We start from the raw sequence: 22,019 nt of genomic DNA, 5'->3' as shown, positions 1-22,019 counted from the left end.
CGGCACCGCGCCCGCGACCCGAACGCCCGGCCAGGGACCCGTCCCGGCCGGGCGTTCGCGCGTCCCGGCGGTGATCTCCCTCTCCCCGCGGGCGGCGGAGGCGGATCCACGGCGCCGGTTCTGCAACGGGTTGCGGGGTTCGTGGGTCGGCGGTGTCCCGGGATAAGTAGGCTGGACGGAATACCCGGTCCGCCGTGCGATGGGAAGGGGTCCATATGGGAGCTCCCGATGTGGATGTGACGTCCTCCACCGAGTGGTGGCGCGGGCTCAACCAGGCCAAGGCCACCACCCGCCCCGCGAGCGAGGCCGAGCCCCTGATCGCCGAGCACCTGCGCTGGTACCCCAAGGCCGACACCGCGCTCCTGGCGCGCGCCTACGCCGTGGCCGACCACCTGCACCGGGAGCAGAAGCGCAAGAGCGGCGAGCCGTTCATCATCCACCCCCTGGCCGTCGCCACCATCCTCGCCGAGCTCGGCCTGGACACCGCCACCCTCGTGGCCGCCCTCCTGCACGACACCGTGGAGGACACCCCCTTCAGCCTCGCCCACCTCGCCGCGGAGTTCGGCACCGAGGTGGGCGTCATGGTCGACGGGGTCACCAAGGTCGACCGGTCCATGTACGGCAGCGCCGCCGCCGGCGAGACCTTCCGCAAGATGGTCGTGGCCGCCCGGGACGATCTGCGGGTGCTGCTGATCAAGCTCGCCGACCGGGTCCACAACCTGCGCACACTCCAGTTCCAGCCGCCGCACAAGCGCGTGAAGATCGCCAGGGGCACCCGTGAGCTGCTCATCCCGCTCGCCGAGCGGCTGGGCGTGTACAAGCTCAAACGGGAACTCGAGGACCTGTGTTTCGAGTACCTGGAGACCGAGGAGTTCGAGCGCACGCGCGAGTGCGCCGCCCGGGTCCGGGAGCGGGCGCAGCCGGAGACCGAGGCGCTGACGGCGGCGCTGCGCGACAGCCTGGCGGCCTTCCGGGTCAAGGCCGACGTGGAGGTCCGCCCCCGCCACCTGGCGTCGGTGTTCCACTCCGGTGCGCCGCTGTCCGACCTGGACCCGCAGTCGACGGTCCGGTACGTGGTGGTGGTGCGCGGCGAGGAGCGCAACGGCTACCTGGCGCTCGGGGCGGTCCACGGGCGGTGGCAGCCGATCCCCGCCAAGTTCCGCGACTTCATCGCCTCGCCCAAGTACAACCTGTACCGGGCGCTGCACACGACCGTGCGCACCGAAAGCGGGAACAAGGTGCAGATCATCATCTGCGACGGCCGCGCCCAGCAGGTGTCGGAGTACGGGATCATCGCCGAGATCCACGAGCGCACCGGCCGCGACGGGCGGCTGAACTCCGAGCGCACCACCGACCCGGAGTGGCTCACCCGGCTGCTGCGCTGGCAGGAGGGCGCCTCGGCGGAGGAGCTGCTGGAGGGCGTGCGCACCGACCTGGCGGACAGCATCACGGTGCTGACCGTGGACGGCAAGATCCTCACCCTCCCCGAGGGCTCGACCCCGGTGGACGTGGCCTACGCCCTGGACAACGAGATCGGCGACCGGTTCTCTGCCGCCACGGTCAACGGGCGGCTGGCCCTGCCCAGTGCGAAGGTGCGCGAGGGCGACACCGTCCAGATCATCACCAAGGCCGAGCCGGGACCGGACCGGGCGTGGCTGGACTCGGCCCGCACCGGCAAGGCGCGGGTGGCGATCGGGGCCTGGCACCGTACCCGGGCCCGGGAGAAGGCGGAGGTCGACGGGCGGCACGCGATGGCGGAGTTCATGGGCGGGCACCGGAGCCTGATCGACGCGGAGTCCTCGGGGGACATGATCAGCGTGGCCCGGCGGGCCGGGTACGTGACGCTGGAGGACTTCTACGTGGCCATGGGGTACGGCCAGATCGACCCCGCGGAGGCGCTGGGGCGCCCGGCGCCCGGGGCTCCGCGGGAGGGCGACGCCCCGCGGGTCTGACGGCCCCGGGCCCCGGTCCGCCCGGCGGGTGCGGATGCGCGCGGCGGACGGCCGTTCCGTGCCCTGGTCCCACCGGCGGCCGGTACGGCCGTGCGGGCCTCGGTCGATGTGGCGGGCGCGGGCGCGGGCGCGGATGCGCGCGGCGGTCGGCCGTTCCGCGTCCCCGGTCGGCCCGCGCCGTGGAACGACCGGGGGGAGCCGGCCGCGACCCGCTGCGCCGCGGGGCCGGGCCGTCCCCGCGTACCTCCCGGCCACCCGGTGGCGGAACCAGCGCCGGTAGCGGAGCGCGGAGCCCCCGGGCGGGGCCGCGTCCACCGCCCCGGGGATACGGGTGCCTTCCGGGTCTCACCGGGGCGGGCTCAGGAGGGGAAGGCCGGGGGAGGCGGGACCCACCGGTCGGTGCGGGACGCGGTGGAGGCGAGGCCGTAGTCCTTCCTGAGCTGTTCGGGAACGGCGTACTGCATGACTCTGCCCCGCGTGAGGGAGCTGAGCTCCAGGTGGGTGGTGAGGTGGCCCAGCCGGTCCAGTGCCCAGGCCCCCAGCGGGGAGCGGTCCTCGATGGTCTCCAGGACGCCGAGAAGCGCGGGGGAGGCTTTGACCGCCGTGTCCCAGCCGCTGCGCGGGACCTGGAGCCAGTCGGCGCAGGTGTCGCCGATGAGGTAGCGGATGAGGGCGGCGACCACGGGGTCCAGGAGGGTTCCGGGAACGACCTCCTCGTAGAGGTCGATGAGCTGGCGGGTCAGCCGCGCGCCCTCCTCGGAGGGCCCCATGTACCGGGTCATGTACAGGTCGGAGAACAGGCGGGCCTCCTCCAGGTCGGCCGGGGCCTGCCCGGGGCTGATCCCCAGCATCTCGCCGACGACGCGCCAGGCGTAGAAGTAGGCCGCCGCACCCTCGGCGGACATGTGGACGCCCAGGCGGTGCAGGGCGTCCAGGACCTGGATCGAGAAGATCATCAGGCCGCCGATCATGTCCTCCTGGCAGATCGGGGTGCCGAGCGCCTCCTCGTCCCAGAGCCCCTCGCGGCGCATGTGGTAGCGGATGGAGGCGTGCAGCAGGCGCACCTTCTGGACCGCGGGGACGAAACGGCTCCCCGCCTCGAAGGCGTCGGGCTGCATCAGGTAGACGGTGAACTGCCCGGTCTCGGCCATGCGCCGCGAGGGGTACTCCAGGCCGTGGGTGGCGCTGAGCAGCCTGGCCACGTGCGGGATGACATAGCAGGCGGGCATGGCGGAGAAGGCCAGGGCGGTGGAGACGTGCACGTTGTTGTCGATGAAGAACAGCCGGGCCCGCTCCATCTCGTCCCAGTCGACCCAGGAGGGAGGGGCGGCGGTCGCCCGCAGGTACTCGTGGGCCACGTCCGGCAGCCCCTCGGGCAGTTCCTGACCGGCCGTGGAGAAGTAGCGCATGAGGGTGTTGAACCTGCCGACCTCCCCGCGCTCGAACAGGGTCGCCACCGTGCTGTCGGCGAGTTCGTCCCCCACGAGCCGTAGCGCGCTCATGGACTCCGGTGTGTGGTGCATGGCATCCTCTCGGAGGCTCAGTACTGTCGGTCCGCGGCCAGGGCCGCCATGTGGGTCAGGGCGGTGGCGGCCTCACCGGGCAGGCCCGCGCGGGCGAGGGCCGCGGTCGCCGCCCGGGTGCGCCGGGTGATCATCTCCTCGACGCGGTCGGGTGCCCCGGTGCGCCGTGTGATCGTCCGGACCCTGGACAGGCCCTCCTCGTCCAGGTCGCGCCGGCCGAGCAGGGTGCGCAGCTCCCGCCGCTCGGCCGCGGTGGCGGCCGACCAGGTCTCGGCGAACAGGACGGTCGGCCGGTCGCCCCGGACGTCGTCCATGTTCGACTTGCCCGTGCGCCCAGGGTCGCCGAAGAGCCCCAGCAGGTCGTCCCGGAGCTGGAAGGCCTCGCCCAGGGGGATCCCGTAGGCGGTGAAGGCCTCCATCAGGGGCCCCGGAGCGCCGGCCAGCGCGCCGCCGATGTGCAGGGGGTGCTCGACCGTGTACTTGGCCGTCTTGTACCGGATGACCTGGAGCGACCTGGCCGTGTCGGGTCGGGAGCCGGTGCGCAGGACCTCCAGGCACTCCCCGGCGACCAGCTCGCGGGCCATGACCGTCCACGGTCCGCGGGCGCGGGCCAGGTAGGCCGAGGGCAGGCCGGAGAAGAGGAACATCTGTCCGGCCCACGCCATCAGCAGGTCTCCGGTGAGGAGGGCCAGGGCGCGGCTCCGCGCCCGGGGCCGGGCCCCGCCGGCGAGCGCCGCCCGCAGGGCCTCGTGGGCGCTCGGAGCGCCATGGCGCGTCGGGCTCTCGTCGATGAGGTCGTCGTGGACGACCGCCGCCGCGTGCACCAGCTCCATCGCCGCGGCGGCCCTGACCAGGGCGTCGCTGTCCGGTTGCCCGGCCGCGCGCCACCCCCAGTAGCAGAACGCGGCGCGCAGGCGCTTGCCGCCGGTCACCGCCGCGGTCAGCTGTTCGGCGACGGGCAGCAGGTCGGCGTCGACGGCGAGGATGTGCTCGGTCTCCTGCCGCGCGAAGGCCTCCAGCTCCGCGTCCACCCGAGCCCGGAACAGGCCCTGCTCCGGCGGTTCAGGCATCGCCCCGGCCGGGTTCCCGGGATGCGGCACGACGGGCGAGCAGCTCCATGTGGGGGTCGGCCGCGGGGGCGTGCCGCCGCAGCGCCAGAAGCCCCCGCTGTTTCAGCTCCTCCCGGCCGTCCCGGGCCAGTGCCGTCAGGTCCGACCGGCCCAGCAGCGCCCCGGCCCGACGCAGGGCCGTCCCGACGCTCTCGATGACCAGGTCCGCGGCTCCGGCCGCGATCAGTACCGGGTCACCCGGGCTTTCGCCGTCGGTGCCGCCACCGGTGTGCGCCACAGTGTTCTCCCGTCCGCGTCAGGCACGACAGTGATCACGGCCTCGGTGGAAAGGTCCGGGATTTCTGAGGTGTGCCGTGGATCCTTTTTCGAGGATCATCTTCGGCCATGAACTCATTTGTCAACGCGCTTGTGCGGTCCGGTTCGTTCTGTTGGGGGGTGGAACATGCTGCTTTCTCGCGGGAATTGGACAATAAGGATAATAATCAGACAGGAAGGAAGAAAAAATCCGTGGAATTCCGTCCGGTGTGAAGAACCCCACCCCGGAACCGTGGCGGGCCACCACCTCCGATCGGAGTTCGTGCCAGGTCGGATGGTCGCGAGCGGACATCCGCAACCCCGGCCGCCCGGATCTCCGGCGGGCGGCCGGGTCCTCGCCTCGGGAGGGTTCCACGGGTGCCGGTCGGGCGGGATTCCCTGCGCCGACGGGGTTCTCCGTGTTCCGGCCTTCGGCATGGGAAAGGAGGTTTTCATGGCGACTCGGGTGCTTTTATTGTTTTGTCGGATGAGAGTGGGAGAACGTGTTCGTGTGCGCCTTTTCACGTGCCTCGGAGGCGGGAGGGGGCGTGAAGGCCTGCGGCGTCCGGGAAGGCCCCGCCGTGCCGGTCCGGTGCGGATTCTCCACACGGTCCCGTCGGGGTGCGGTCGCCCCGTCGGGGGCGCCCGTCCGCCCGGGGCGGCAGGAGAGGGGGCGGTCGTGTTCCTCCGGGAACCGGGGGAGTCCACGCGGGGAGCGGCGTGCGGGCCGCAGCCGGTGCGGCGGGGACGGGCTCGCGCACGGAGAGGGCGCCGGTGAGGGGCTCGGGCGTGCGCCGGTGCGGCCCTCCCGGGGGATGAGGGGCATGGGGAGCGGGATCGTGTCCTGGGGAGCCGGGGTGTCGCCGATGTCCGGGCCGGGGGGCTCCCGGTGGCCTCCGGGGGCGGGGGCCGACGGGGCGGCGGTCCTCCGCTGTGGCGGACGGGGTTCTCCGCGGGTCTCCACCGGCCGTTCGCCTTGCCTGCGGTGTGCCGGCGGTCCGGGCGTGGCTCGGGGCCCGTGCGTGCCGCTTCGGGTAGCGTTCGCGGCTGAGCGGGCCGGTCGTTCCGGCCGCCGGTCCGAGCCGGGGCCGGGGGCGTGGCACCGGTCCCGGTGACGGCCGGGACGCGGTGCCCTCTGACCGATCCGTTCTCTCCGTCCCACAGACGACGATCGTGGAGGTCACATGTCCAAGCCACCGCTGCCGCCCGAGGCCGTCGAGCTGCTGCGCCGACCCAACCCGTGCACGGTCTCGACGCTGCGTTCGGACGGCGCCCCGGTCTCCACACCCACCTGGTACCTGTGGGAGGACGGCCGGCTGCTGATCAACATGGACGAGGACCGGGTGCGCCTGCGCCACATGCGCCGCGATCCGCGCGTCAGCCTCACCGTCATGGACGGCGACGACTGGTACACGCACGTCACCCTCCTCGGCCGCGTCGTCGGGATCGAGGAGGACGAGGGGCTGGCCGACATCGACCGGATCGCCCGGCACTACACCGGGGGGCGGTACCCGGACCGCGTGCGCACGAGGTTCAGCGCCACGATCGAGGTCGAGCGGTGGCACGGCTGGGGGGCGATGAAGGACAACGACCAGGCGGGCTAGTGACGGGGACGGGGCGGTCCCCGGTGGGGCCGCCCCTTCGCGGATGACGCGTCCCCGCACCGCCACCGGGCGGCCGGCTGCTCCTCGTTGCGGTACCCGGCGGCGCTCTTCCGCGCCTCGTCGCCCACACCGCCGACGGCGCCGACGGCGCCGACGGCGCCGGCGGCGCCGGCGGTACGGGTCCCCTGCCCGGCCGGATACGGCGGGTCGACCGGTTCACGCGAGGGGGGACCACACGAAGTTGTAGTGGTGGGCGACCGCGAGGAACCCGGTGAGGCCCAAGGCCACCAGCGTGTAGTGCACGCGACCCGTCGGGCTCCACCACCGGCGGGCCCAGGCGACGGCCGCCAGGACCAGGGTCCCGGCCGTCGCGACCGCTCCGAGTGCGGGCGGCAGCAGGAGCGGGGCCGGGTAGCCGAGCATCAGCATGTAGGGGACGTCGACCCCGGACAGCCACAGGACCAGCCCGGCGGTGTACCCCAGCACCAGGACGGCCGTGGCCCCCGCGAGGAGTCGGGCGCGGCGGGGCGCCGCCGCGCCCGACGGAGCCCGCCCGCCCCGGCGCGCTCGGGCGGGCACGAGCCGCGACAGCGGCCACAGGACCGTGCTGGCCGCGAGCACCGCCCCCAGCAGCAGGACGGTCCCGTGGGTGGCGGGGGCCAGGTACCAGGGAACGCGCGCGTAGGTGCGGACGGTGTCGGAGGCGAACCCGAGCGCGACGACCTCCTCGCCCTCGAACACGAAGGCCAGCACGTCCGCCCCGTCCTCGGAGCGGAACATCCCTTCGCCCTGCGGAAGCCATGTCTCCGAGGGCGCCGAGGGGCCGGACAGGGTGAGGGACCCGTCGTCCTCCTCGCGCACGGTGACATGGTTGAGCGCGGAGTTGACGTGCTCCACGTTGCCGTCGTTGGTGAGAGTGGTGACGTAGGTGCCGGCGTACCCGCCGTCGGCGCCCCCGCCGCCCCCGTCGGCGGCCACGGGGTCGTCCGCCGGGGGCAGGAACTCGGCGACCAGCTCGCCGATCAGAGCCCGGGGCAGGTCCCGGACCCCCTCCGGCGGGTCACCGTCGCCGTTGGCCGCCACGAAGATCCCCAGATCCGCGCCGGGGAGGAGGACGTACTCGGCGCGGGCGCCGAAGATGCTGCCGGGATGGCCGACGGCCCGGTGCCCGGCGGCCAGGGACTCGCGCGTGCCGTACCCCACGCCGAAGGCGTCCGGCCTGGCACTGAACCGACGGTCGAACATGGCCTCGGACAGCTCCCGGGACAGGACCTCGCTCCCGTCGAGCGTTCCGCCGCCGAGGTGGGCCCGCATGAACCGGGCCATGTCGGGGGCGGTGGTGTAGAAGCCGCCGAAGGGCAGTGCGTTGAGCCCGAAGCGCTGGGGAGCGGGCACCTGGGCGTCGTCGGCCCACTGGTACTGGGAGGCGGCGTTGAGCGCCTCACGGGCCCCGGGGTCCCCGGGGCCGGCGTAGGCGGTGCGGTCCATGCCCAACGGGTCGAGGAGGTGCTCTTCGGCGTACTCGGTGAAGCCCTGCCCGCTGACCGTCTCCACGAGGAAGCCGGTGAGCGCGAAGGAGTAGTTGGAGTAGGTGGCGAAGCGCCCCGGGGGGCGCACGCGGTCCGGCTGGTTGTCCCGGACGTACTCGTGCAGGGTCCCGGCGTCCCGGGGGTGCTCGGTGATGATGCCGACGAAGCGGTCCTCGAACCCGGCCGAGTGGGTCAGCAGGTCGTGCAGGGTCACCGGGTGCCCGGGGAAGGTGTCGGCGACGGCCACGTCGTCGGGCAGGTACTCGTTGACGTCGGTGTGCAGGTCCAGGAGGCCTTCGTCGACGAGTTGGAGGGCCATGGTGGCGGTCAGGGACTTGGCCACGGAGGCGGAGACGAACGCGGTCTCCTCGGCGTCGACCGGAACCCGGTCCTCCAGGTCGGCGTACCCGTAGCCGCCGACGGCGAGGTCGCCCTCGGAACCCACCACCGAGACGGCCGCGCCGGGGACCCGGTACTCCTCCAGGAGTTCGGGCACGCGCCGGTCGAGGAAGGCGGCGATGTTCTCGGGGGTGGGGTCGGCGGCGGCCCGGGCACCGGTCTGCTGTGCCCACACGGGGGATGGTGCGGCCAGGGCCGCTGTGACCGCGAGGGCCGCCAGAAGGCGGCCCCCTCTCAGCGCATGGTTCACGGTTGTTCTCCTAGGGGTGGGGGTGTGCGCTGATGACGCTACGGTCGCGCGCGGGCCGGGCCAGGAGCGCGCGTACCCGTCTCCGCGGGGGTATGCGCGCCCCCACGGCGCACGTGCGTCCTCCACCGCGGAGGTCGTGGAACCACCAGGGACCGCAGGCGGGCCCCGGGGCGGAGGGCCCGTGTCCCGGGGGTGCCGTGGCCCGACCCGGGGAGGTCGGCGGGCCCGGGATGGGGCGGTGTTCGTCCGGTCGGGACCGGCGGTCGGTGGCGCTGTGGGTCGGTGCGTCCGTGCGGTGCCGTGCTCTCGCGTTCTTGCGGGTCGATGGCGACCCGGGCGATACTGCCCGTATGTGCACCCGCCCCACCCACCTCGGACGCCATCACGTGTGCCTGGAATGCCGGGTCGCGTTCAAGTACCGAGCCCACGGACTGCGCGCTCCCGGGTGCCCGAACTGCGGGGGGAGCCTGATCGACGCCGGGAGCGATCTGGAGGTGCCCCGGCGCGGAGATGACGCGGGGTGGCGGGTGCTGGGGGTGCTACTCCGTGCCGGGGTCACCTTTCACTCCACCTGCTGTGACGGTCCGGGGTGGCGACCACGCACCATGGCGCAGGTCAGGGAGCGGCTGGCGGCTGCCGAGCGCACCGGCGTCCCCGTGGCCGAGGCGCTGACCTCCTTCGACGTCGACGAGATCGGCCGCAGCCCCGCACACAGGGCGGCCCCGACGGGGCCCTGACCTCCGCCCTGCCCCACCTGTGACCCGCCCGGGCCGGCGAATCGGGTCGTGGCCCCGGTCGTCGGCGGGAGCCTCACGAGATCGGACCCCGGGGCGGGTGCCGCCGCTTCGTGAACCCGCGGAGTCACACCGCACGAGGGGACGACACCTCCGTCTCCGGTCGCCTCGCCTCGGAGAGGGTTCGATCACGGCCTGCGGGGCGGAGGCCGTGTGCGGCCCCCGCCCCCGGGTGGGTCATGGGCGGGGGTGCGGTTCGGTGGGAGTCGGTGCTGTGTGTTGGTTCAGGCGTTCTTCGAGCTGGTCGGGGGTGGGTTCCACGTGGGTGCGCCAGGGGGCGGCGGGGTCGCGGTGGACCGCGACCCACAGCGAGCCCGTCCACGCGATCCGGTGGGTACCGCCCCAGGCGGTACGCAGCCGCTCCAACGCCCGGGCGGGGGGTTCCCACCGCCATCCTGTGAGGTCCTCGTGGTCTCCGGGGTGGCCGGTGTCCAGGACACAGGTGCGGCGGGAACCACCGCGGTTGAGCGCCACCTGGGCGCACAACGGCACCATCACCGCTCACCCCCCGACCGAGGAAGCGGCAGCGGCGGGGTGGGGGTGTAGGTGGCCGGGTGGGCCTCCACCGCCGTATCGAGAAGGTCGATGGCCTCGATCGTGTCCCCGGTGGCCCGGAGGTGGTCGATGGCCGCCCGCACCCCGGCGATGCGGTGGCCCAGCACCGCCTGGCGGTCGGCCTCCTCTGCCGGGGTGGCGCCCGGTGGGAGGGTGAGGGCGTCGCCGATGGCCTCGAACAGATCCGCTACACGGATGTCACCGACGAGCATGTCAGCGCACCCCCCGCCCCAGGTAGGCGCGCACCGCCAGCGCGAGCGGCGCCAGGTCCCCGCCCGGGTGGGCGACGTAGGCCCGCACCCGAAAGGCACACCGGCGCACACCCCGCCTGATCCGCGGTGCCTGTTCCCGGGCGGGCTCAGGGGACCTGCGCCCGCCCCTGGTCTGGGCGGAGCCCTTGGTCGGGGCCTTGACCGGGGCGGGGTGGGCATAGCCCTCCAGGGACAGCTGGGTGGGGGCCGGTGGGCGGTGGTGGCGCCCGCGCCCCGGGACCAGGCGCGCAGGCGCACCGCCGGTCAGGGGCCGGGTCCAGCCGGCCAGGTCGGGCCGCAGCGGAACCACCCGCCCCGGGCCGACGCCGTTGGTCCGAGGCGGTCGGGTCGGGAAGTACCGGGTGGGCTGGGCGGAGAACTCCGGCGACAACAGGTCCCCGCCGTGTCCGCCCGTGTGGTCGAGCGCGAACCCCGCCGCCCCCGCCGCGATGCGGCGCACGGTGGCCAGCTCGACCGGGCGCAGGTGCCGCACCCCCGCCCGCCCCCGCACCAGCGCCGACGTGTTCCGATCCACCCCCGGAGGAGCGTGCTTCTCAGCGATACACTGCATTCCGTCTCACCTCGATAGGTACATGCCTGGTAGGGACACGCGCCCTGGAGCCGCCGCGAACGGACCAGGGCGCTTCGCTTGTGGCCTGGCAAGTCTGTGACCGCCGGCCACCACCTGGGCTTCACCTTGCAAGAACTTTTCTGATCGGTCCACGAATATCGCCGCAGTCGGTTAGTTTCGTATAGGAAGCGATTGGCTTCGATAGCTGCTCGATATCGGCGGTGTACATGGAAGATTTGAGTCCTTCCCGGAAGCGCTTCGGTCAGTTGCTGCGTAAGTACCGCCTCCAAGCAGGCATGACGCAGCAAGAACTGGCGAGGGCCGCGCAGGTCGCACAGAGCACGCTGAGCGATCTGGAGCAGGGGAAAAAGGGGACAAGGCGTGACCATGTGATACGTATCGACAAGGCGCTCATCGCTCACGAAGTCCTTGTCAATGCATGGGATCTGGCCTTTTCGCCGTCCGGTATGACCTCCTACTTTCGTGAGGTGGCGGAGGCAGAGCAGATCGCGGTATCCATCCGGCAGTATGCGCTCGGGCTGGTGCCGGGCCTGGTTCAGGCCGAGGCCTATGCACGCGAGGTCAGCAGGCTCGCCCTGCCTCAGGAGAAGCCTGAGGTCATCGAGGAGATCGTGGCCGCACGCGTACGGCGCCAAGAAATCCTGAACCGCCAGCACCCGCCGGTCATCACTGTTCTGTTGGACGAGGTTGTTCTCCTGCGCAGGTTCAAACAGCCGGACGTCATGAAGTCGCAGGTGGACCACCTGATCGACCTATCGCATCGGGACAGGGTCACCATCCAGATCGTGCCGTTGGACACGGAGGGCCACCCTGGCCTGGGTGGAGACTTCAAGCTGATCGCTGTACCCGGGAGCAGCGATATCGTCTATGTCGAGGGGCATAATGCGGGTATGTCCCTTAAGGAACCCGAGACCGTGGGCGACTATGACCGAATCTTCGCGGAGCTGCGTGGCGCTGCTCTTCCCGTGCCTGCGTCGCGATCTCGGCTGGAACAGATTCGAGGCGGCATCCGATGATGAGCGAGAGCTGGCAAAAGTCCAGCTACAGCAATGGCCATGGCGGCGACTGCGTTGAGACACGGCGTGACAGGGTCCGGATCCTGGTTCGCGACACGCAGAACCGGGAGTTGGGGCAGCTTGGATTCACCGCCGAGGAATGGACGACCCTCCTGCACACGCTCTCCGTGAAGTAGCGTCTGCGCGGACCGGTCCTCCTAGCCCGGGCCGAACCGCGAACACGGGTGCTCCCGCCAGGGCATCCCGACCGGCTTCATGCCCGCCGGTGCACCTCCGCACCCCGTACGCCGCACTCCTGCACCCGGCATGCCGCAGGCGGGGGCGGAGCCCCCGGCCCCGCGGAACACCGGGACGGCGACCGCCGTGCGCCCGCGCAGCTCCAGCAGCCCGCCCACGAGTGCGGTCGCGGCCCCGGCGGTGGGCCGGGCACTGCGCGGGAGGGGGATCCTCGTCGGACCAGGGCGGAACACGAGGACACGCCCCACACGCCACGGCCACAGGCAGCAGGATGAACGGTTCTCCGCCGTTCGGGTAGGGGAGCCCCGGGAGGTGGTCACCGTGGGTGACAGCACAAGGATCCGGGCGGGCCGTCGGATGGTCGAGGTGAAACGCCCCGACAAGGAGCTCTTCGGGAAGGGCGGTCCCACCAAGGAGGACCTGGCCCGCTACCACCTGCGCATCGCGCCGCTGATGCTGCCGCACCTCAAAGGCCGCCCGGTGGCCCTGGAACGTTATCCCGGCGGCGTCGGCGGACCCGGCTTCTTCGTCAAGCACCCCTCGGTGCCCGACTGGGTCCGCACCCTGGCCACCTCCGGCGGCACCATGATGGAGGCCCGCGACGCCGCCACCCTCGTGTGGTGCGCCGACCAGGCCGCCATCACCCTCCACGCCTGGCAGTCGAGGGAACCCGACCTGGGCCGTCCCGACCTCCTCGTCCTCGACCTGGACCCCGCCGAGGGCGGACCGGAGGGGTTCGCGGCCTGCAAGGACGCGGCGCGCGACGCCCGGGAGGTGCTGGAGGAGGCCGGGCTGGCCGCCTATGTGATGACCACCGGCTCCAAAGGCCTGCACGTCCGCTCGCCGCTGCGCCCCGAGCTGGACGACCAGGAGGTCCGGGACCTGGCGAAGGCCCTCGCCGAGCGGGTGGCGGACCGGGCTCCCGGGGAGCGCACCACCGAGGTCCGCAAGGACAAGCGGGAGGGCCGCCTCTTCGTCGACTACCTGCGCAATGGCCGCGAGCAGCTGGCCGTCGCCCCCTACTCGGTCCGGGTGCGCGAGGGCGCCCCCGTCGCCGCCCCCCTGTTCTGGGAGGAGCTGGACGGGGTGGAGTCGGCCCGCGACCTCGGCATCGACCTGGAGCGCGAGGAGTGCCCCTTCCGGAACATGCGCCGCCGCGCCCGCTCCCCGAAGCGCGCGCGGGACCGGCTCGGGTGAGCGTGCGCCGCCCGGTCCCGGGCGGCGCACGGCCGGAGGCTAGTAGCCGTGGATCATCTTGTACGCGACCTCCGGCAGGAAGTCCCCCGCCCGGGACCCCTGTCCGACACCGCAGTCACCGTCGGACTCTCCCGGAGTCTTGATCCACAGGAGCATCTCCGCCCCGCCGCCCAGCCGCGTGGGCGTTCCCACCCTGCGCCCCGCCGGGTTGCACCACTCCCCGTTGGACCCGTTGCCGTTGCGGCTGGTGTCCACCACGAACGGCTTCGTGTACCCGTACCGGGAGGAGAGCACCTGGTTGATCCTCCGGGCGTAGGCGGTGTTCTCCGCGGTGGTGAAGTAGTTCGACACGTTCAGCGAGAACCCCCGCGCCCGGCTGAGTCCGGCCTGGTGCAGGCGCTCGGCGACGGTCGCGGCGTCGAGCCACCCCGGGTTGCCCGCGTCCATGTACACCCAGGTGTTGGGGGACTGGTTCCGGAACTGCGTGAGGGCGTTGGCCAGCATGCCGCGGCGCTCCGCGATCTCACCCTGGTCCATGCAGTCGTAGTCGCCCAGGGAGTCCGGTTCGAGGATGACGACGGCCGGGCGGTTCCCGATGCCCCCGGCGAAGGCGCCGATCCACGTCGCGTACTCGGCCGGGGAGGCCGCCCCGCCCGATGAGTGCCCGCCGCAGGCGTCGCGGCCGTACATGTTGTAGGCGACGAGGATCGGCAGTTCGTCCTGCTGGTCCGCCCGGCCGACGTAGGAGCCGGTGGCCGGGCCGATGCTGCCGCTCCAGGAGCCGAACCAGCGGGCCATGGGCACGGAGGCCAACGAGGCGCTGATCGCGGCGGCCCGCCCGTCGTGCGGGTTGGCGGCGGCCCAGACAGCAGGCGTGGAGTCGGGGGCGACGTAGAAGCCGCTGGTCATGGAGACCGGGTCGGCGGCGCGGGCGGCCTGAACGGGTTGGGTGAGGGCGAGGGCCAACGGCACGGCGAGGATCGCGGCCGCGATCGAGCGGGTGAGGCGACGCATATGGGTGGTACCCCTGTCTGTGCGCTGTTCGTGGGGCGCCGCGCGGTGTGCGCGGCGAGGGCCCGGTCGTCTGTGGAAGCGCTCCCAACTGGAAGCGCTTCCAGTCCGATGTGAACGATAGGGTGAGGCGCCTCACATCATGGGTTTCCGTTGGTAAGGCGTCAAGGGGGTGAAAAGAAATCCCCGGAGCGAGGCCCCGTGACTTCCTCCACCGCTACTCTGGGACCGCTTCCAGGAATTTCCACGACCGCTCCCGTCGGAGAGAACGGACCGCGATGACCGAGCAGCGCACCCCCGCCCCCACCCTCGACGCGGTGGCCGCCCGCGCCGGGGTGTCCCGCTCCGTCGCCTCGCGCGCGCTCAACGGCGCCCCCCACGTCAGCCGGGACAAGCGCGAGGCGGTCCGGCGCGCGGTCCGGGAGCTGGGCTACGTGCCCGACACCAGGGCCCGCGCACTGGCCACCCGGCGCAGCGGCACGGCCGCCCTGGTCGTCTCCGGCGAGGACCCGTCGATCTTCGCCGACCCCTTCTTCGCCCAGGTCATCGTCGGCCTGTCCGCAGCGCTGGAGGAGGGCGGCCTGCACCTCATGCTCTGCCTGGCCGCCTCCGAGCGCGGGCGGCGCAGGGTGGAGGAGCTGCTGCGCTCCCGGGGCACCGACGGGGTGATGCCGATGGCCGTGCGTGAGGGCGACCCCCTGCTCCCGGTGTTCGCCGCGTCCGAGGTGCCGGTGGTCTTCGGGGGCCTGCCCGCCGGTTCCGCCCCCCGCTGGTACGTCGACGTCGACAACGCCGGCGGCGGGCGGCAGGCGACCGAGCACCTGCTCTCCCGCGGGCGCCGCCGCGTCGCCATGATCTCCGGCCCGGCCGACACCGAGGTGGCCCGTGCCCGCGAGCGCGGCCACCGCGAGGCCCTCGCCCTGGCCGGGAGGGAGGTCCTCGCACCCGAACGCGGGGACTTCACCGAGGCCGGTGGCGCCGCCGCCATGTCCCGCCTCCTGGAACGCCTCCCGGACGTGGACGGGGTGTTCGCCGCCAACGACAACATGGCCGCGGGCGCCCTGAGGGTCCTGCACGCGGCGGGCAGGGACGTCCCCGGGGACGTCTCCCTGGTGGGGTTCGACGACCTGGACACCGCCCGGGCCTGCGAGCCCGCGCTGACCACCGTGCACCAGCCCGTCCGGGCCCTGGGGCGGGAGACGGCCCGGATGCTCCTCACCGTCCTCGGGGGAGGGGAGGCCACCCCCCTGATCCTGCCCACCGGGCTGGTCGTCCGCTCCACGTCCTGAGAAGCCCTCTTCGACGCCCCGTCCGCGTACGGCCCCACGCGGCTCCCTCCCGGCGCTGGGGCGGGTGTGACCCCTGGGGGAATGGGTGTGACCCCCGGGAAATCGGGGAAGACACCCAATTCCTGACAAAAGCAACCGACCCACAGGAGCACCCATGGAGGGCTACGGGGCCCAGATCGGCCTCGTGCTGGTCTTGGTCGTGGTGAACGCCCTGTTCGCCGGTAGTGAGATCGCTCTGGTCACCCTGCGGGAGGGTCAGATCCGCCGCCTGGCGGAGCGCGGCCCCGGCGGCCGCGCCGTCGCCAGGCTGGCCCGCGACCCCAACCGGTTCCTGGCCACCATCCAGATCGGCATCACGCTCGCCGGCTTCCTCGCCTCGGCGACCGCCGCCGTCTCACTCGCCCGCCCCCTCGTCGAGCCGCTCGGCTTCCTCGGCTCCTACGCCTCACCCGTCGCGATCGTCCTGGTCACCGTCCTGCTCACCTTCGTCACCCTGGTGCTGGGCGAGCTCGCCCCCAAGCGCATCGCCATGCAGCGCGCCGAGACCTGGGCGCTCATGGTCGCCCGCCCGCTGGACCTGCTCGCCACCCTGTCCCGCCCGGTCGTGTGGCTGCTGGGAGCCTCCACGAACCTCGTGGTGCGCCTTTCCGGCGGCGACCCCGGGGCGGAGCGCGAGGAGGTCGGCGAGGACGAGCTGCGGGAGATGATCACCTCGCACGGCGGTATCACCCCCGAGCAGCGCCACATCCTGTCCGGCGCGTTCGAGATCCGCGATCGCAAGGTCCGCCGGGTCCTGGTCCCGCGCCCGGAGGTCGACGCGGTCACCGCCGGGACCACCGCCCGGGACGCACTGCGGATGCTCCTCGAACGCGGCCACTCGCGGGCCCCCGTGTTCGCCGCCGGGGACGTCGACGAGGTCCTGGGGGTGGTCCACTGGAGCGACCTGATCGGCCACGAGGACACCGACGTCGCCGACCTCGCCCGGGAGCCCCTGCTCCTCCCCGACTCCCTGTCCGTCTCGGAGGCACTGCGCCTGATGACCGCCGACCGCCGCCAGCTGGCCGTGGTCATCGGCGAGGCCGGCGAGGTCGGCGGGATCGTCTCCATGGAGGACCTGCTGGAGGAGCTCGTCGGCGACATCGTCGACGAGACCGACGAGGACCCCGAGGTCGTTCTGCTGGAGGGCGGCGCGCTGCGCGTCCCGGGCACCTACCCCGTCCACGACCTGGCCCTGCTGGGGGTGGAGGTCACCGACCCGCCGGAGGGCTCCTACGTCACGGTCGCCGGGATGGTGCTGGTCCTGCTCGGCCACATCCCGGCCGGCCCCGGGGAGCGGGTCGAGCTGGGCGGGTGGAGCGCCACGGTGGACAGCGCCGACGGCCGGGTGATCAGCAGCCTGGTCCTGGAGCCCTCACCGCTTCCGCAGCACCAGGAGTAGGTTCCAGGTGACGACCTCGCGCAGCCCCGGGACGTGCACGACCGGCTTGGTCCAGGTCGGCAGGTAGCGGGGCCGGATGTCCACAGGGTCGACGTCGGTGCGCGTGCGCGCCCAGCGCAGCATCTCGCCCGCGTGGGCCGCGTACATGGTGCGCCCGAAGTCGTTCTTGGGCCTGCGCCCGTTGCGGCGGGCGAACCGCTCGGCGGCGTACCGGCCGCCCAGGTAGTGCCAGGGGGAGGTCTCGTGCCCGCCCCAGGGGGAGAACCACAGCGTGTACGACAGGTACACCAGGCCGCCGGGCCGGGTCACCCGCACCATCTCGTCGGCCATCCGCACCCGGTCCGGCACGTGCTCCAGGACGTTGGAGGAGAAGCACACGTCCACCGACCCGGTGCGCAGCGGCAGGTCCAGTGCGCTGCCCTGGAGGGCGAACGCGTCCGCCTCCCGCCCGTGCAGGGTCATCTCGTGGGCGTCGGAGTCGACGCACAGGCAGCGGGCGCCGGCCTCGCGCAGCGCGTCGGCGAAGTAGCCGGGGCCGCCGCCCACGTCCACGACCAGCCTCCCGTCCAGCGGCGTGTACGAGCGCAGCTGGGCGACGGTGTCGCGGGCGAGGGTGCCGTAGAAGAACGCGGGGTCGGTCTGCTCCCTGCGGAAGGCGGAGAACAGCGCGACAGACCGGCCCAGGGTGGCGCGGAACGGCACCGTGCCGTCGGGGCGCACCGGCGCCGGGGCCCCGGTCATCCGCCCACCGCCACGTAGTGGCGCAGGTGCCGCCAGTGGTCGCCGCCCCAGTACTCGTCGGAGGCGGCGATGCGGCACTGGGGCAGCAGCTCGGCCAGCCTTTCGGTGCGCAGGGTGTGCATCCGCATCGGCGCCGGGTAGCGCAGCAGGGTCTTCTGCGCCCAGGCCACGAGGGGCCAGGGCGCGTACCGGAACACCAGCCCCTTGAAGGTGCGGCGCTCGCTCTCGGGGACCCCCAGGACCATGGCCCCGCCCGGGCGCACCACGCGGGCGAACTCGCGCACGTACCCCTCGGCCAGCTCCGGCGGCAGGTGCTGGAGCACCAGGTCGGTGTACACGAGGTCGAAGGAGTCGTCCTCGAACAGCGACAGGTCGGGGCGCTCGTTGAGCACGAACTCGATGCGCCCGCCGGAGCGGTCCAGCCTTCGCGCCTCCTCCAGCATCGGCGCGGAGATGTCGACGCCGACGACCCGGTCGAAGTGCGCGGCCAGCGCGTTGGACAGCCGTCCCGCGCCGCAGCCGAAGTCCAGCACCCGGCCGCCCGGGGGCCGCAGCCCCAGCCCGTCCAGGCGGGCCACCGCCGGATCGATGGCGGCGCGGCCGGAGGCGAGGAACTCGTCGTCGTCCCAGCCGCCGTCCCGCTTGGCGGGGTCGACGCACACCGCCCACAGGGGTTCGGTGGCACCCAGCCGGGTCCAGTCGCGGCGGACCTGTTCGAGTCCCACCACATCACCTCCACGGGGCGTTCTGAATCAGGTTCCCGTTCGGGGCGTCCCGAGGGGAGAAGCCCAGTGTCAACGGCGAGGGCTGAAACTGGAACCTGTTGTATTCTGGCATCCGTTTTCCGGCTTGGCCAACCAGCGGCGGGGAGAGTACCGATGCCGTCCACCACCCCCAGGACCGGTCCGGACCGGGAACCGGAGGCCGAGGTCAGGGTACGCCGCCCGGCCGAGGAGCCCGAGGACGAGGGCCCCGGCATCGGTGCGCGGGCCGCGGACTCCCTGCGCGCGCTGCGGAGGGTCTCCCGGGACGCCGTGTTCCGCGCGGCGATGGTGGTCCTGCTGGTGGCGCTGGCCGCCAAGGTGTACGTGCTGAACGCGTCCTACTTCGTCGAGGACGACTTCCTCTTCTTCGGCGCCGCCTACGCCACCGACCTCACCCCGGACTACCTCTTCTCCCTGCACAAGGGCCACTTCATGCCCGGGGCGATGTTCCTGGTCTACCTCCAGACGGCCTTCTGGCCGTACAACTGGTGGGTCAGCGCCGGGGTGATGCTGGTGCTCCAGACACTGGCGCTGCTGACGTTCCTGCGGCTGCTCTGGGAGCTGTTCGGCCGCCGGTGGGCGCTGCTCGTCCCGTTCTCGGTCTACGCCCTGGCCCCGCTGACCATCCCGGTGCTGGGCTGGTGGGCGGCGGCGCTGAACGCGGTGCCGTTCCAGCTGGCGATCCTGCTGTCCCTGCTGTGGGCGGTCCGCTACGTGCGCACCGGCGACCCCCGCTACGGCTGGTGGACGGTGGCCGCGGTGGTCTTCGGCATGTTCTTCTCGGTGAAGGCGCTGTTCCTGCCCTCGCTGCTGTTCGTGTTCGCCGTCGCCTTCCTCTACCCCGGGAACCTGTTCGCGGGGGCCGTGCGGGCGTTCCGCTCACACCGCGCGTTCTGGGTCGCGATGGTCGCCATGACGCTGGGCTACCTGGTCCTGTACGTGGTCAGCCAGAACGGCGGCAGCGGGACCGAGGGCGCGGGGGTGCCCGAGGCGGACGCGGCGGTGGAACTGGTGCGGCGCATGCTGGGACAGGTGTTCCCGGTGGGCGCGCTGGGCGGCCCCTTCGAGTGGGCGCTCATCACCCCGGCGGGCGGCCTGGTCGAGCCTCGCGGGTTCGTCGTGCTGGGCGCGGGCGTGATGTGGCTGGTGATCATCCTGAGCAGCCTGTGGCTGCGCGGACGCGCCTGGCGGGCGTGGGCGCTGCTGCTGGGCTACCTGGTCTTCGTGGACGCGATCCCGACGGTGATCGCACGCGGGCGCGGGCACGGCCTGGCCGGCGCCGACCCCCGGTACGTGGCCGACGCGGCGCTGGTCTTCGCCCTGTGCCTGGCACTGGCCTTCCTGGTGGTGCGCGAGCAGCGCGCCCGCGACTCCGTGTCCACCGCCGGGGCCGCGCCCGCCACGCGCGCCGCCCCGGGCCGCCGGGCCCGGCGCAACCGGGCGGTGGCGGCCGCGGTGCTGACGGCGGGCTACGCGGCGGGCGCCCTGTACTCCACGTACACCTACGCCGGAACGCTGAACGGGGAGCGGCTGCGCGAGTACATGGGCCACGTGCGCGCCTCCATGGCGGACCTGCCGGAGGACGGCGGGTTCTACCCGCGCCCGGTCCCGGAGGAGGTGGTCCTGGACTGGAACGGCGACCGGCGGCTCACCTCCTACGTACTGCCGCCACTGGCGCCCGGCGGCGAGGGGCGGCGGTTCGCGGTCCCGGAGCAGGCGTCCGAGGCCTATGTGTTCGACGACGACGGGACCCTGGTCCCGGGCGAGCACACGCCGTTCAGCAGCACGTTCCTGCCCGGCCCCGAGGACGAGTGCCTGGGGACGCTGGAGGGCGCGGTGTCCTGGCCCGCGCTGGCGCTCGGCGGCTTCCAGCAGGTGGCGACCCTCGCCTACACCTCGGACGCCGACGCGCAGCTGGTGGTGTCGGTGGGCGGCGGCTGGATCGAGGCGGTGCTGCCGGCGGCCCCCGACGGCGGGTTCTGGCACGTCCCGGTGCCCCAGCAGGGCGACCGGCTCTCGCTGCTCACCGAGGGCGAGGAAGCCCTGTGCATGACGGCGGTGGCCATCGGCAGGCTCTCCCCGGACGCCCGGGGCGGCCACCCGATCCCGCTCTCGCAGGAGGAGCCCGCCGGGGCCGCCGCGGACGAGGACGCGGAGGACGCCGGGGAGGGCTGACGCTCAGCCCCGCCGGGGCTCCCGGAGGTACCGGCGCGACCAGCGCCGGGAGGGCTCCTCCACCCAGTGGTACGTGGCCGCGGCCAGCAGCACGGTCGCGACCGTCACCGGCACCATGTCCAGCCAGAACGTGCCGGTGAAGATCTCCTGCCCGGTGAAGTCCCGCCACAGGTACAGCGCGAGGAACTGCCACAGGAACACCCCGTACGACACCTTGGCCAGGAACTGGCACACCCGGTGCCGCAGCAGCGCCTCCAACCACCGGCCGTCGCGCCAGGCCCGGGCCGAGCGCAGCGGGGCGGGCGGGCCGACGGGCCGGGGGGCCAGCGCGGCGGGCGCGATGACCAGGAACGCGAAGCCGATGTCGGCGGCCGAGGAGAAGACCGAGGTCCACAGGTCGCCCGCGCCGATGAAACGGCCTCCGGTGGCGTCGGTGGCGGCCAGGGCGAAGAACCCGCCCGCGGCCAGCCAGCACACCCCGGGGGAGGAGGCGACGGTACGGCAGAAGCGGCGCACCGGGCCGTCCGGGCCGGACTCGCGCCAGGCCCACTCCGACAGCACGGCCAGCGCCATCCCGGCGGCGAACATGCCGAGGGTGCGCGGCAGCCAGGCGTGCATGTAGTGGCGCGGTTCGGGGATGAACTGCGGCAGCAGCGCCGCGAACCCCAGCAGCGCCATGGCGCCCAGTCCCCACAGCAGGCGGCGGCCGCGTGCGTCGGGGGTCCGGCCGCGGCGCGCCCACAGCGACAGGAGCAGGGCGAACACCGGCAGCAGCAGGTAGAAGCTCACCTCGACGGACAGGCTCCACATCTGCCCGAGGCCGTAGGGGCCGGTGCCCACCCACGACGGGTCGGTGTTGAACGGGAAGGAGAGGGTCATGACCTCCAGCCAGTACCGCGGCGAGCCCAGGTGCTCGCGCGAGTACAGCAGCAGCGCGGCCAGGGCCACCACCCAGTAGGCGGGGAAGACGCGCACGACCCGGCGCCACAGGTAGGTGCGGGAGGAGGGGGCGGGCGCCCCGTCCAGGACGGCCCGGGCCCAGGGGCGGTACAGCAGCACCCCGGACAGGGTGAAGAACAGCGGCACGGCCAGGTCGAACGCCGACAGCAGACCGCCGAGCACACCGGGGGCCAGCGCGTCGCCGGTCTCGGTGGCGACGTGGAAGACCAGGACCATGAGCGCGGCCACGGCGCGGATGCCGTCGAGGCTCTCGTGGCGTCCGCCGACCTGCGGCAGCAGCCGGGCGGGATCGGGGTCCGCGGGGGTGGTGCGCGCGCCGCCGGAGGGGGTGCCGGTGGGGTCCTCGGGCGCGGAGGGCGTGGGCGCCATGGGGCCTTC

The 22,019-nt window shown here is 73.1% G+C and carries 20 protein-coding genes; 9 read left to right on the top strand and 11 right to left on the bottom strand.

The annotated features are described in order from the left end of the window. The first annotated feature begins 215 nt into the window (after positions 1–215). Positions 216–1,952: a RelA/SpoT family protein gene (locus tag ACSUPR_RS10815; protein WP_436891015.1), complete on the top strand. Its 1,737-nt coding sequence runs from the start codon at positions 216–218 to the stop codon at positions 1,950–1,952. Positions 1,953–2,311: 359 nt separating this feature from the next. Here the strand turns inward: ACSUPR_RS10815 and ACSUPR_RS10810 are convergent, their stop codons facing one another. Genes ACSUPR_RS10810 through ACSUPR_RS10800 form a run of 3 tightly spaced genes read right to left on the bottom strand, consistent with a single transcriptional unit; the run spans position 2,312 to position 4,822 of the window. Further along, on the bottom strand, positions 2,312–3,475 hold the full coding sequence (locus tag ACSUPR_RS10810) for an oxygenase MpaB family protein (protein ID WP_436891014.1): 1,164 nt from the start codon (positions 3,473–3,475) through the stop codon (positions 2,312–2,314). 17 nt (positions 3,476–3,492) lie between these two features. Further along, positions 3,493–4,545, bottom strand: a complete 1,053-nt coding sequence (locus ACSUPR_RS10805) for a polyprenyl synthetase family protein (RefSeq protein WP_436891013.1) — start codon at positions 4,543–4,545, stop codon at positions 3,493–3,495. After that, positions 4,538–4,822, bottom strand: a complete 285-nt coding sequence (locus ACSUPR_RS10800) for a hypothetical protein (RefSeq protein WP_436891012.1) — start codon at positions 4,820–4,822, stop codon at positions 4,538–4,540. Before ACSUPR_RS10800 ends, ACSUPR_RS10805 begins: the two co-directional genes overlap by 8 nt. A gap of 1,201 nt (positions 4,823–6,023) precedes the next feature. Between ACSUPR_RS10800 and ACSUPR_RS10795 the strand changes: the two genes are divergently transcribed. After that, on the top strand, positions 6,024–6,443 hold the full coding sequence (locus tag ACSUPR_RS10795) for a PPOX class F420-dependent oxidoreductase (protein ID WP_436891011.1): 420 nt from the start codon (positions 6,024–6,026) through the stop codon (positions 6,441–6,443). A 216-nt stretch (positions 6,444–6,659) separates the two neighbouring features. Here ACSUPR_RS10795 and ACSUPR_RS10790 read toward each other — a convergent pair whose 3' ends face one another. Next, the gene (locus ACSUPR_RS10790) at positions 6,660–8,621 is read right to left on the bottom strand and encodes a serine hydrolase (protein ID WP_436891010.1); all 1,962 of its coding nucleotides are present in this window, start codon (positions 8,619–8,621) and stop codon (positions 6,660–6,662) included. A gap of 605 nt (positions 8,622–9,226) precedes the next feature. Here ACSUPR_RS10790 and ACSUPR_RS10785 point away from each other — a divergent pair. After that, complete coding sequence (locus tag ACSUPR_RS10785) at positions 9,227–9,358, top strand: hypothetical protein (RefSeq protein WP_436891009.1); 132 nt, start codon at positions 9,227–9,229, stop codon at positions 9,356–9,358. A 234-nt stretch (positions 9,359–9,592) separates the two neighbouring features. On the opposite strand, the gene ACSUPR_RS10780 is transcribed toward ACSUPR_RS10785, so the two are convergent. From ACSUPR_RS10780 to ACSUPR_RS10770, 3 genes are read right to left on the bottom strand one after another with little or no spacing between them, the layout of a single operon-like run. Next, the gene (locus tag ACSUPR_RS10780; protein WP_436891008.1) at positions 9,593–9,910 is read right to left on the bottom strand and encodes a hypothetical protein; all 318 of its coding nucleotides are present in this window, start codon (positions 9,908–9,910) and stop codon (positions 9,593–9,595) included. Further along, a complete protein-coding gene (locus ACSUPR_RS10775) occupies positions 9,910–10,182 on the bottom strand; it encodes a hypothetical protein (RefSeq protein WP_436891007.1) in 273 nt (90 codons plus the stop codon). The genes ACSUPR_RS10780 and ACSUPR_RS10775 overlap by 1 nt, the downstream gene beginning before the upstream one ends. 1 nt (position 10,183) lies before the next feature. Continuing rightward, the gene (locus ACSUPR_RS10770) at positions 10,184–10,756 is read right to left on the bottom strand and encodes a hypothetical protein (protein WP_436891006.1); all 573 of its coding nucleotides are present in this window, start codon (positions 10,754–10,756) and stop codon (positions 10,184–10,186) included. A gap of 263 nt (positions 10,757–11,019) precedes the next feature. On the opposite strand from ACSUPR_RS10770, the gene ACSUPR_RS10765 reads away from it, so the two are divergent. The 3 genes from ACSUPR_RS10765 to ligD all read left to right on the top strand — a co-directional run bounded on the left by ACSUPR_RS10765 (position 11,020) and on the right by ligD (position 13,263). Further along, entirely contained in the window at positions 11,020–11,829 is an 810-nt protein-coding gene (locus ACSUPR_RS10765) for a helix-turn-helix domain-containing protein (RefSeq protein ID WP_436891005.1), read from the top strand. After that, entirely contained in the window at positions 11,826–12,005 is a 180-nt protein-coding gene (locus tag ACSUPR_RS10760) for a DUF397 domain-containing protein (RefSeq protein WP_436891004.1), read from the top strand. The genes ACSUPR_RS10765 and ACSUPR_RS10760 overlap by 4 nt, the downstream gene beginning before the upstream one ends. A gap of 418 nt (positions 12,006–12,423) precedes the next feature. Next, entirely contained in the window at positions 12,424–13,263 is an 840-nt protein-coding gene (ligD, locus tag ACSUPR_RS10755) for a non-homologous end-joining DNA ligase (protein ID WP_436891958.1), read from the top strand. 39 nt (positions 13,264–13,302) lie between these two features. On the opposite strand, the gene ACSUPR_RS10750 is transcribed toward ligD, so the two are convergent. After that, on the bottom strand, positions 13,303–14,277 hold the full coding sequence (locus ACSUPR_RS10750; RefSeq protein ID WP_436891003.1) for a glycoside hydrolase family 6 protein: 975 nt from the start codon (positions 14,275–14,277) through the stop codon (positions 13,303–13,305). Positions 14,278–14,552: 275 nt separating this feature from the next. Here ACSUPR_RS10750 and ACSUPR_RS10745 point away from each other — a divergent pair, with 275 nt between their 5' ends. After that, the gene (locus ACSUPR_RS10745) at positions 14,553–15,563 is read left to right on the top strand and encodes a LacI family DNA-binding transcriptional regulator (protein ID WP_436891002.1); all 1,011 of its coding nucleotides are present in this window, start codon (positions 14,553–14,555) and stop codon (positions 15,561–15,563) included. A gap of 154 nt (positions 15,564–15,717) precedes the next feature. Further along, positions 15,718–17,001 (top strand): hemolysin family protein, encoded by a 1,284-nt coding sequence (locus ACSUPR_RS10740; protein WP_436891001.1) that lies wholly within the window; start codon positions 15,718–15,720, stop codon positions 16,999–17,001. On the opposite strand, the gene ACSUPR_RS10735 is transcribed toward ACSUPR_RS10740, so the two are convergent. Next, positions 16,975–17,742 carry a methyltransferase domain-containing protein gene (locus ACSUPR_RS10735; RefSeq protein ID WP_436891000.1) on the bottom strand — a complete coding sequence of 256 codons (768 nt, stop codon included), beginning with the start codon at positions 17,740–17,742 and terminating at the stop codon, positions 16,975–16,977. The two genes, ACSUPR_RS10740 and ACSUPR_RS10735, sit on opposite strands and share 27 nt — an antisense overlap. After that, positions 17,739–18,467: a class I SAM-dependent methyltransferase gene (locus ACSUPR_RS10730; RefSeq protein WP_436890999.1), complete on the bottom strand. Its 729-nt coding sequence runs from the start codon at positions 18,465–18,467 to the stop codon at positions 17,739–17,741. The genes ACSUPR_RS10735 and ACSUPR_RS10730 overlap by 4 nt, the downstream gene beginning before the upstream one ends. A 153-nt stretch (positions 18,468–18,620) precedes the next feature. Between ACSUPR_RS10730 and ACSUPR_RS10725 the strand changes: the two genes are divergently transcribed. Beyond that, on the top strand, positions 18,621–20,681 hold the full coding sequence (locus tag ACSUPR_RS10725; protein ID WP_436890998.1) for a hypothetical protein: 2,061 nt from the start codon (positions 18,621–18,623) through the stop codon (positions 20,679–20,681). Positions 20,682–20,684: 3 nt separating this feature from the next. Here the strand turns inward: ACSUPR_RS10725 and ACSUPR_RS10720 are convergent, their stop codons facing one another. Continuing rightward, the gene (locus tag ACSUPR_RS10720) at positions 20,685–22,010 is read right to left on the bottom strand and encodes an acyltransferase family protein (RefSeq protein WP_436890997.1); all 1,326 of its coding nucleotides are present in this window, start codon (positions 22,008–22,010) and stop codon (positions 20,685–20,687) included. Positions 22,011–22,019: the final 9 nt, after the last annotated feature.

It is taken from the genome of Nocardiopsis dassonvillei (assembly GCF_964273065.1).
Taxonomy (GTDB): Bacteria; Actinomycetota; Actinomycetes; order Streptosporangiales; family Streptosporangiaceae; genus Nocardiopsis; species Nocardiopsis dassonvillei_B.
Note: the sequence above shows the minus strand (reverse complement) of the source record. Positions and strands in the feature narration are given on the sequence as shown.

Bases quoted from the DNA above. Each gene is read 5' to 3' on its own strand.
- ACSUPR_RS10815 (WP_436891015.1), top strand. From the start codon at position 216: ATGGGAGCTCCCGATGTGGATGTGACGTCCTCCACCGAGTGGTGGCGC.
- ACSUPR_RS10810 (WP_436891014.1), bottom strand. From the start codon at position 3,475: ATGCACCACACACCGGAGTCCATGAGCGCGCTACGGCTCGTGGGGGAC.
- ACSUPR_RS10805 (WP_436891013.1), bottom strand. From the start codon at position 4,545: ATGCCTGAACCGCCGGAGCAGGGCCTGTTCCGGGCTCGGGTGGACGCG.
- ACSUPR_RS10795 (WP_436891011.1), top strand. From the start codon at position 6,024: ATGTCCAAGCCACCGCTGCCGCCCGAGGCCGTCGAGCTGCTGCGCCGA.
- ACSUPR_RS10785 (WP_436891009.1), top strand. From the start codon at position 9,227: ATGGCGCAGGTCAGGGAGCGGCTGGCGGCTGCCGAGCGCACCGGCGTC.
- ACSUPR_RS10780 (WP_436891008.1), bottom strand. From the start codon at position 9,910: ATGGTGCCGTTGTGCGCCCAGGTGGCGCTCAACCGCGGTGGTTCCCGC.
- ACSUPR_RS10775 (WP_436891007.1), bottom strand. From the start codon at position 10,182: ATGCTCGTCGGTGACATCCGTGTAGCGGATCTGTTCGAGGCCATCGGC.
- ACSUPR_RS10765 (WP_436891005.1), top strand. From the start codon at position 11,020: ATGGAAGATTTGAGTCCTTCCCGGAAGCGCTTCGGTCAGTTGCTGCGT.
- ACSUPR_RS10760 (WP_436891004.1), top strand. From the start codon at position 11,826: ATGATGAGCGAGAGCTGGCAAAAGTCCAGCTACAGCAATGGCCATGGC.
- ligD (WP_436891958.1), top strand. From the start codon at position 12,424: ATGGTCGAGGTGAAACGCCCCGACAAGGAGCTCTTCGGGAAGGGCGGT.
- ACSUPR_RS10750 (WP_436891003.1), bottom strand. From the start codon at position 14,277: ATGCGTCGCCTCACCCGCTCGATCGCGGCCGCGATCCTCGCCGTGCCG.
- ACSUPR_RS10745 (WP_436891002.1), top strand. From the start codon at position 14,553: ATGACCGAGCAGCGCACCCCCGCCCCCACCCTCGACGCGGTGGCCGCC.
- ACSUPR_RS10740 (WP_436891001.1), top strand. From the start codon at position 15,718: ATGGAGGGCTACGGGGCCCAGATCGGCCTCGTGCTGGTCTTGGTCGTG.
- ACSUPR_RS10735 (WP_436891000.1), bottom strand. From the start codon at position 17,742: ATGACCGGGGCCCCGGCGCCGGTGCGCCCCGACGGCACGGTGCCGTTC.
- ACSUPR_RS10725 (WP_436890998.1), top strand. From the start codon at position 18,621: ATGCCGTCCACCACCCCCAGGACCGGTCCGGACCGGGAACCGGAGGCC.
- ACSUPR_RS10720 (WP_436890997.1), bottom strand. From the start codon at position 22,010: ATGGCGCCCACGCCCTCCGCGCCCGAGGACCCCACCGGCACCCCCTCC.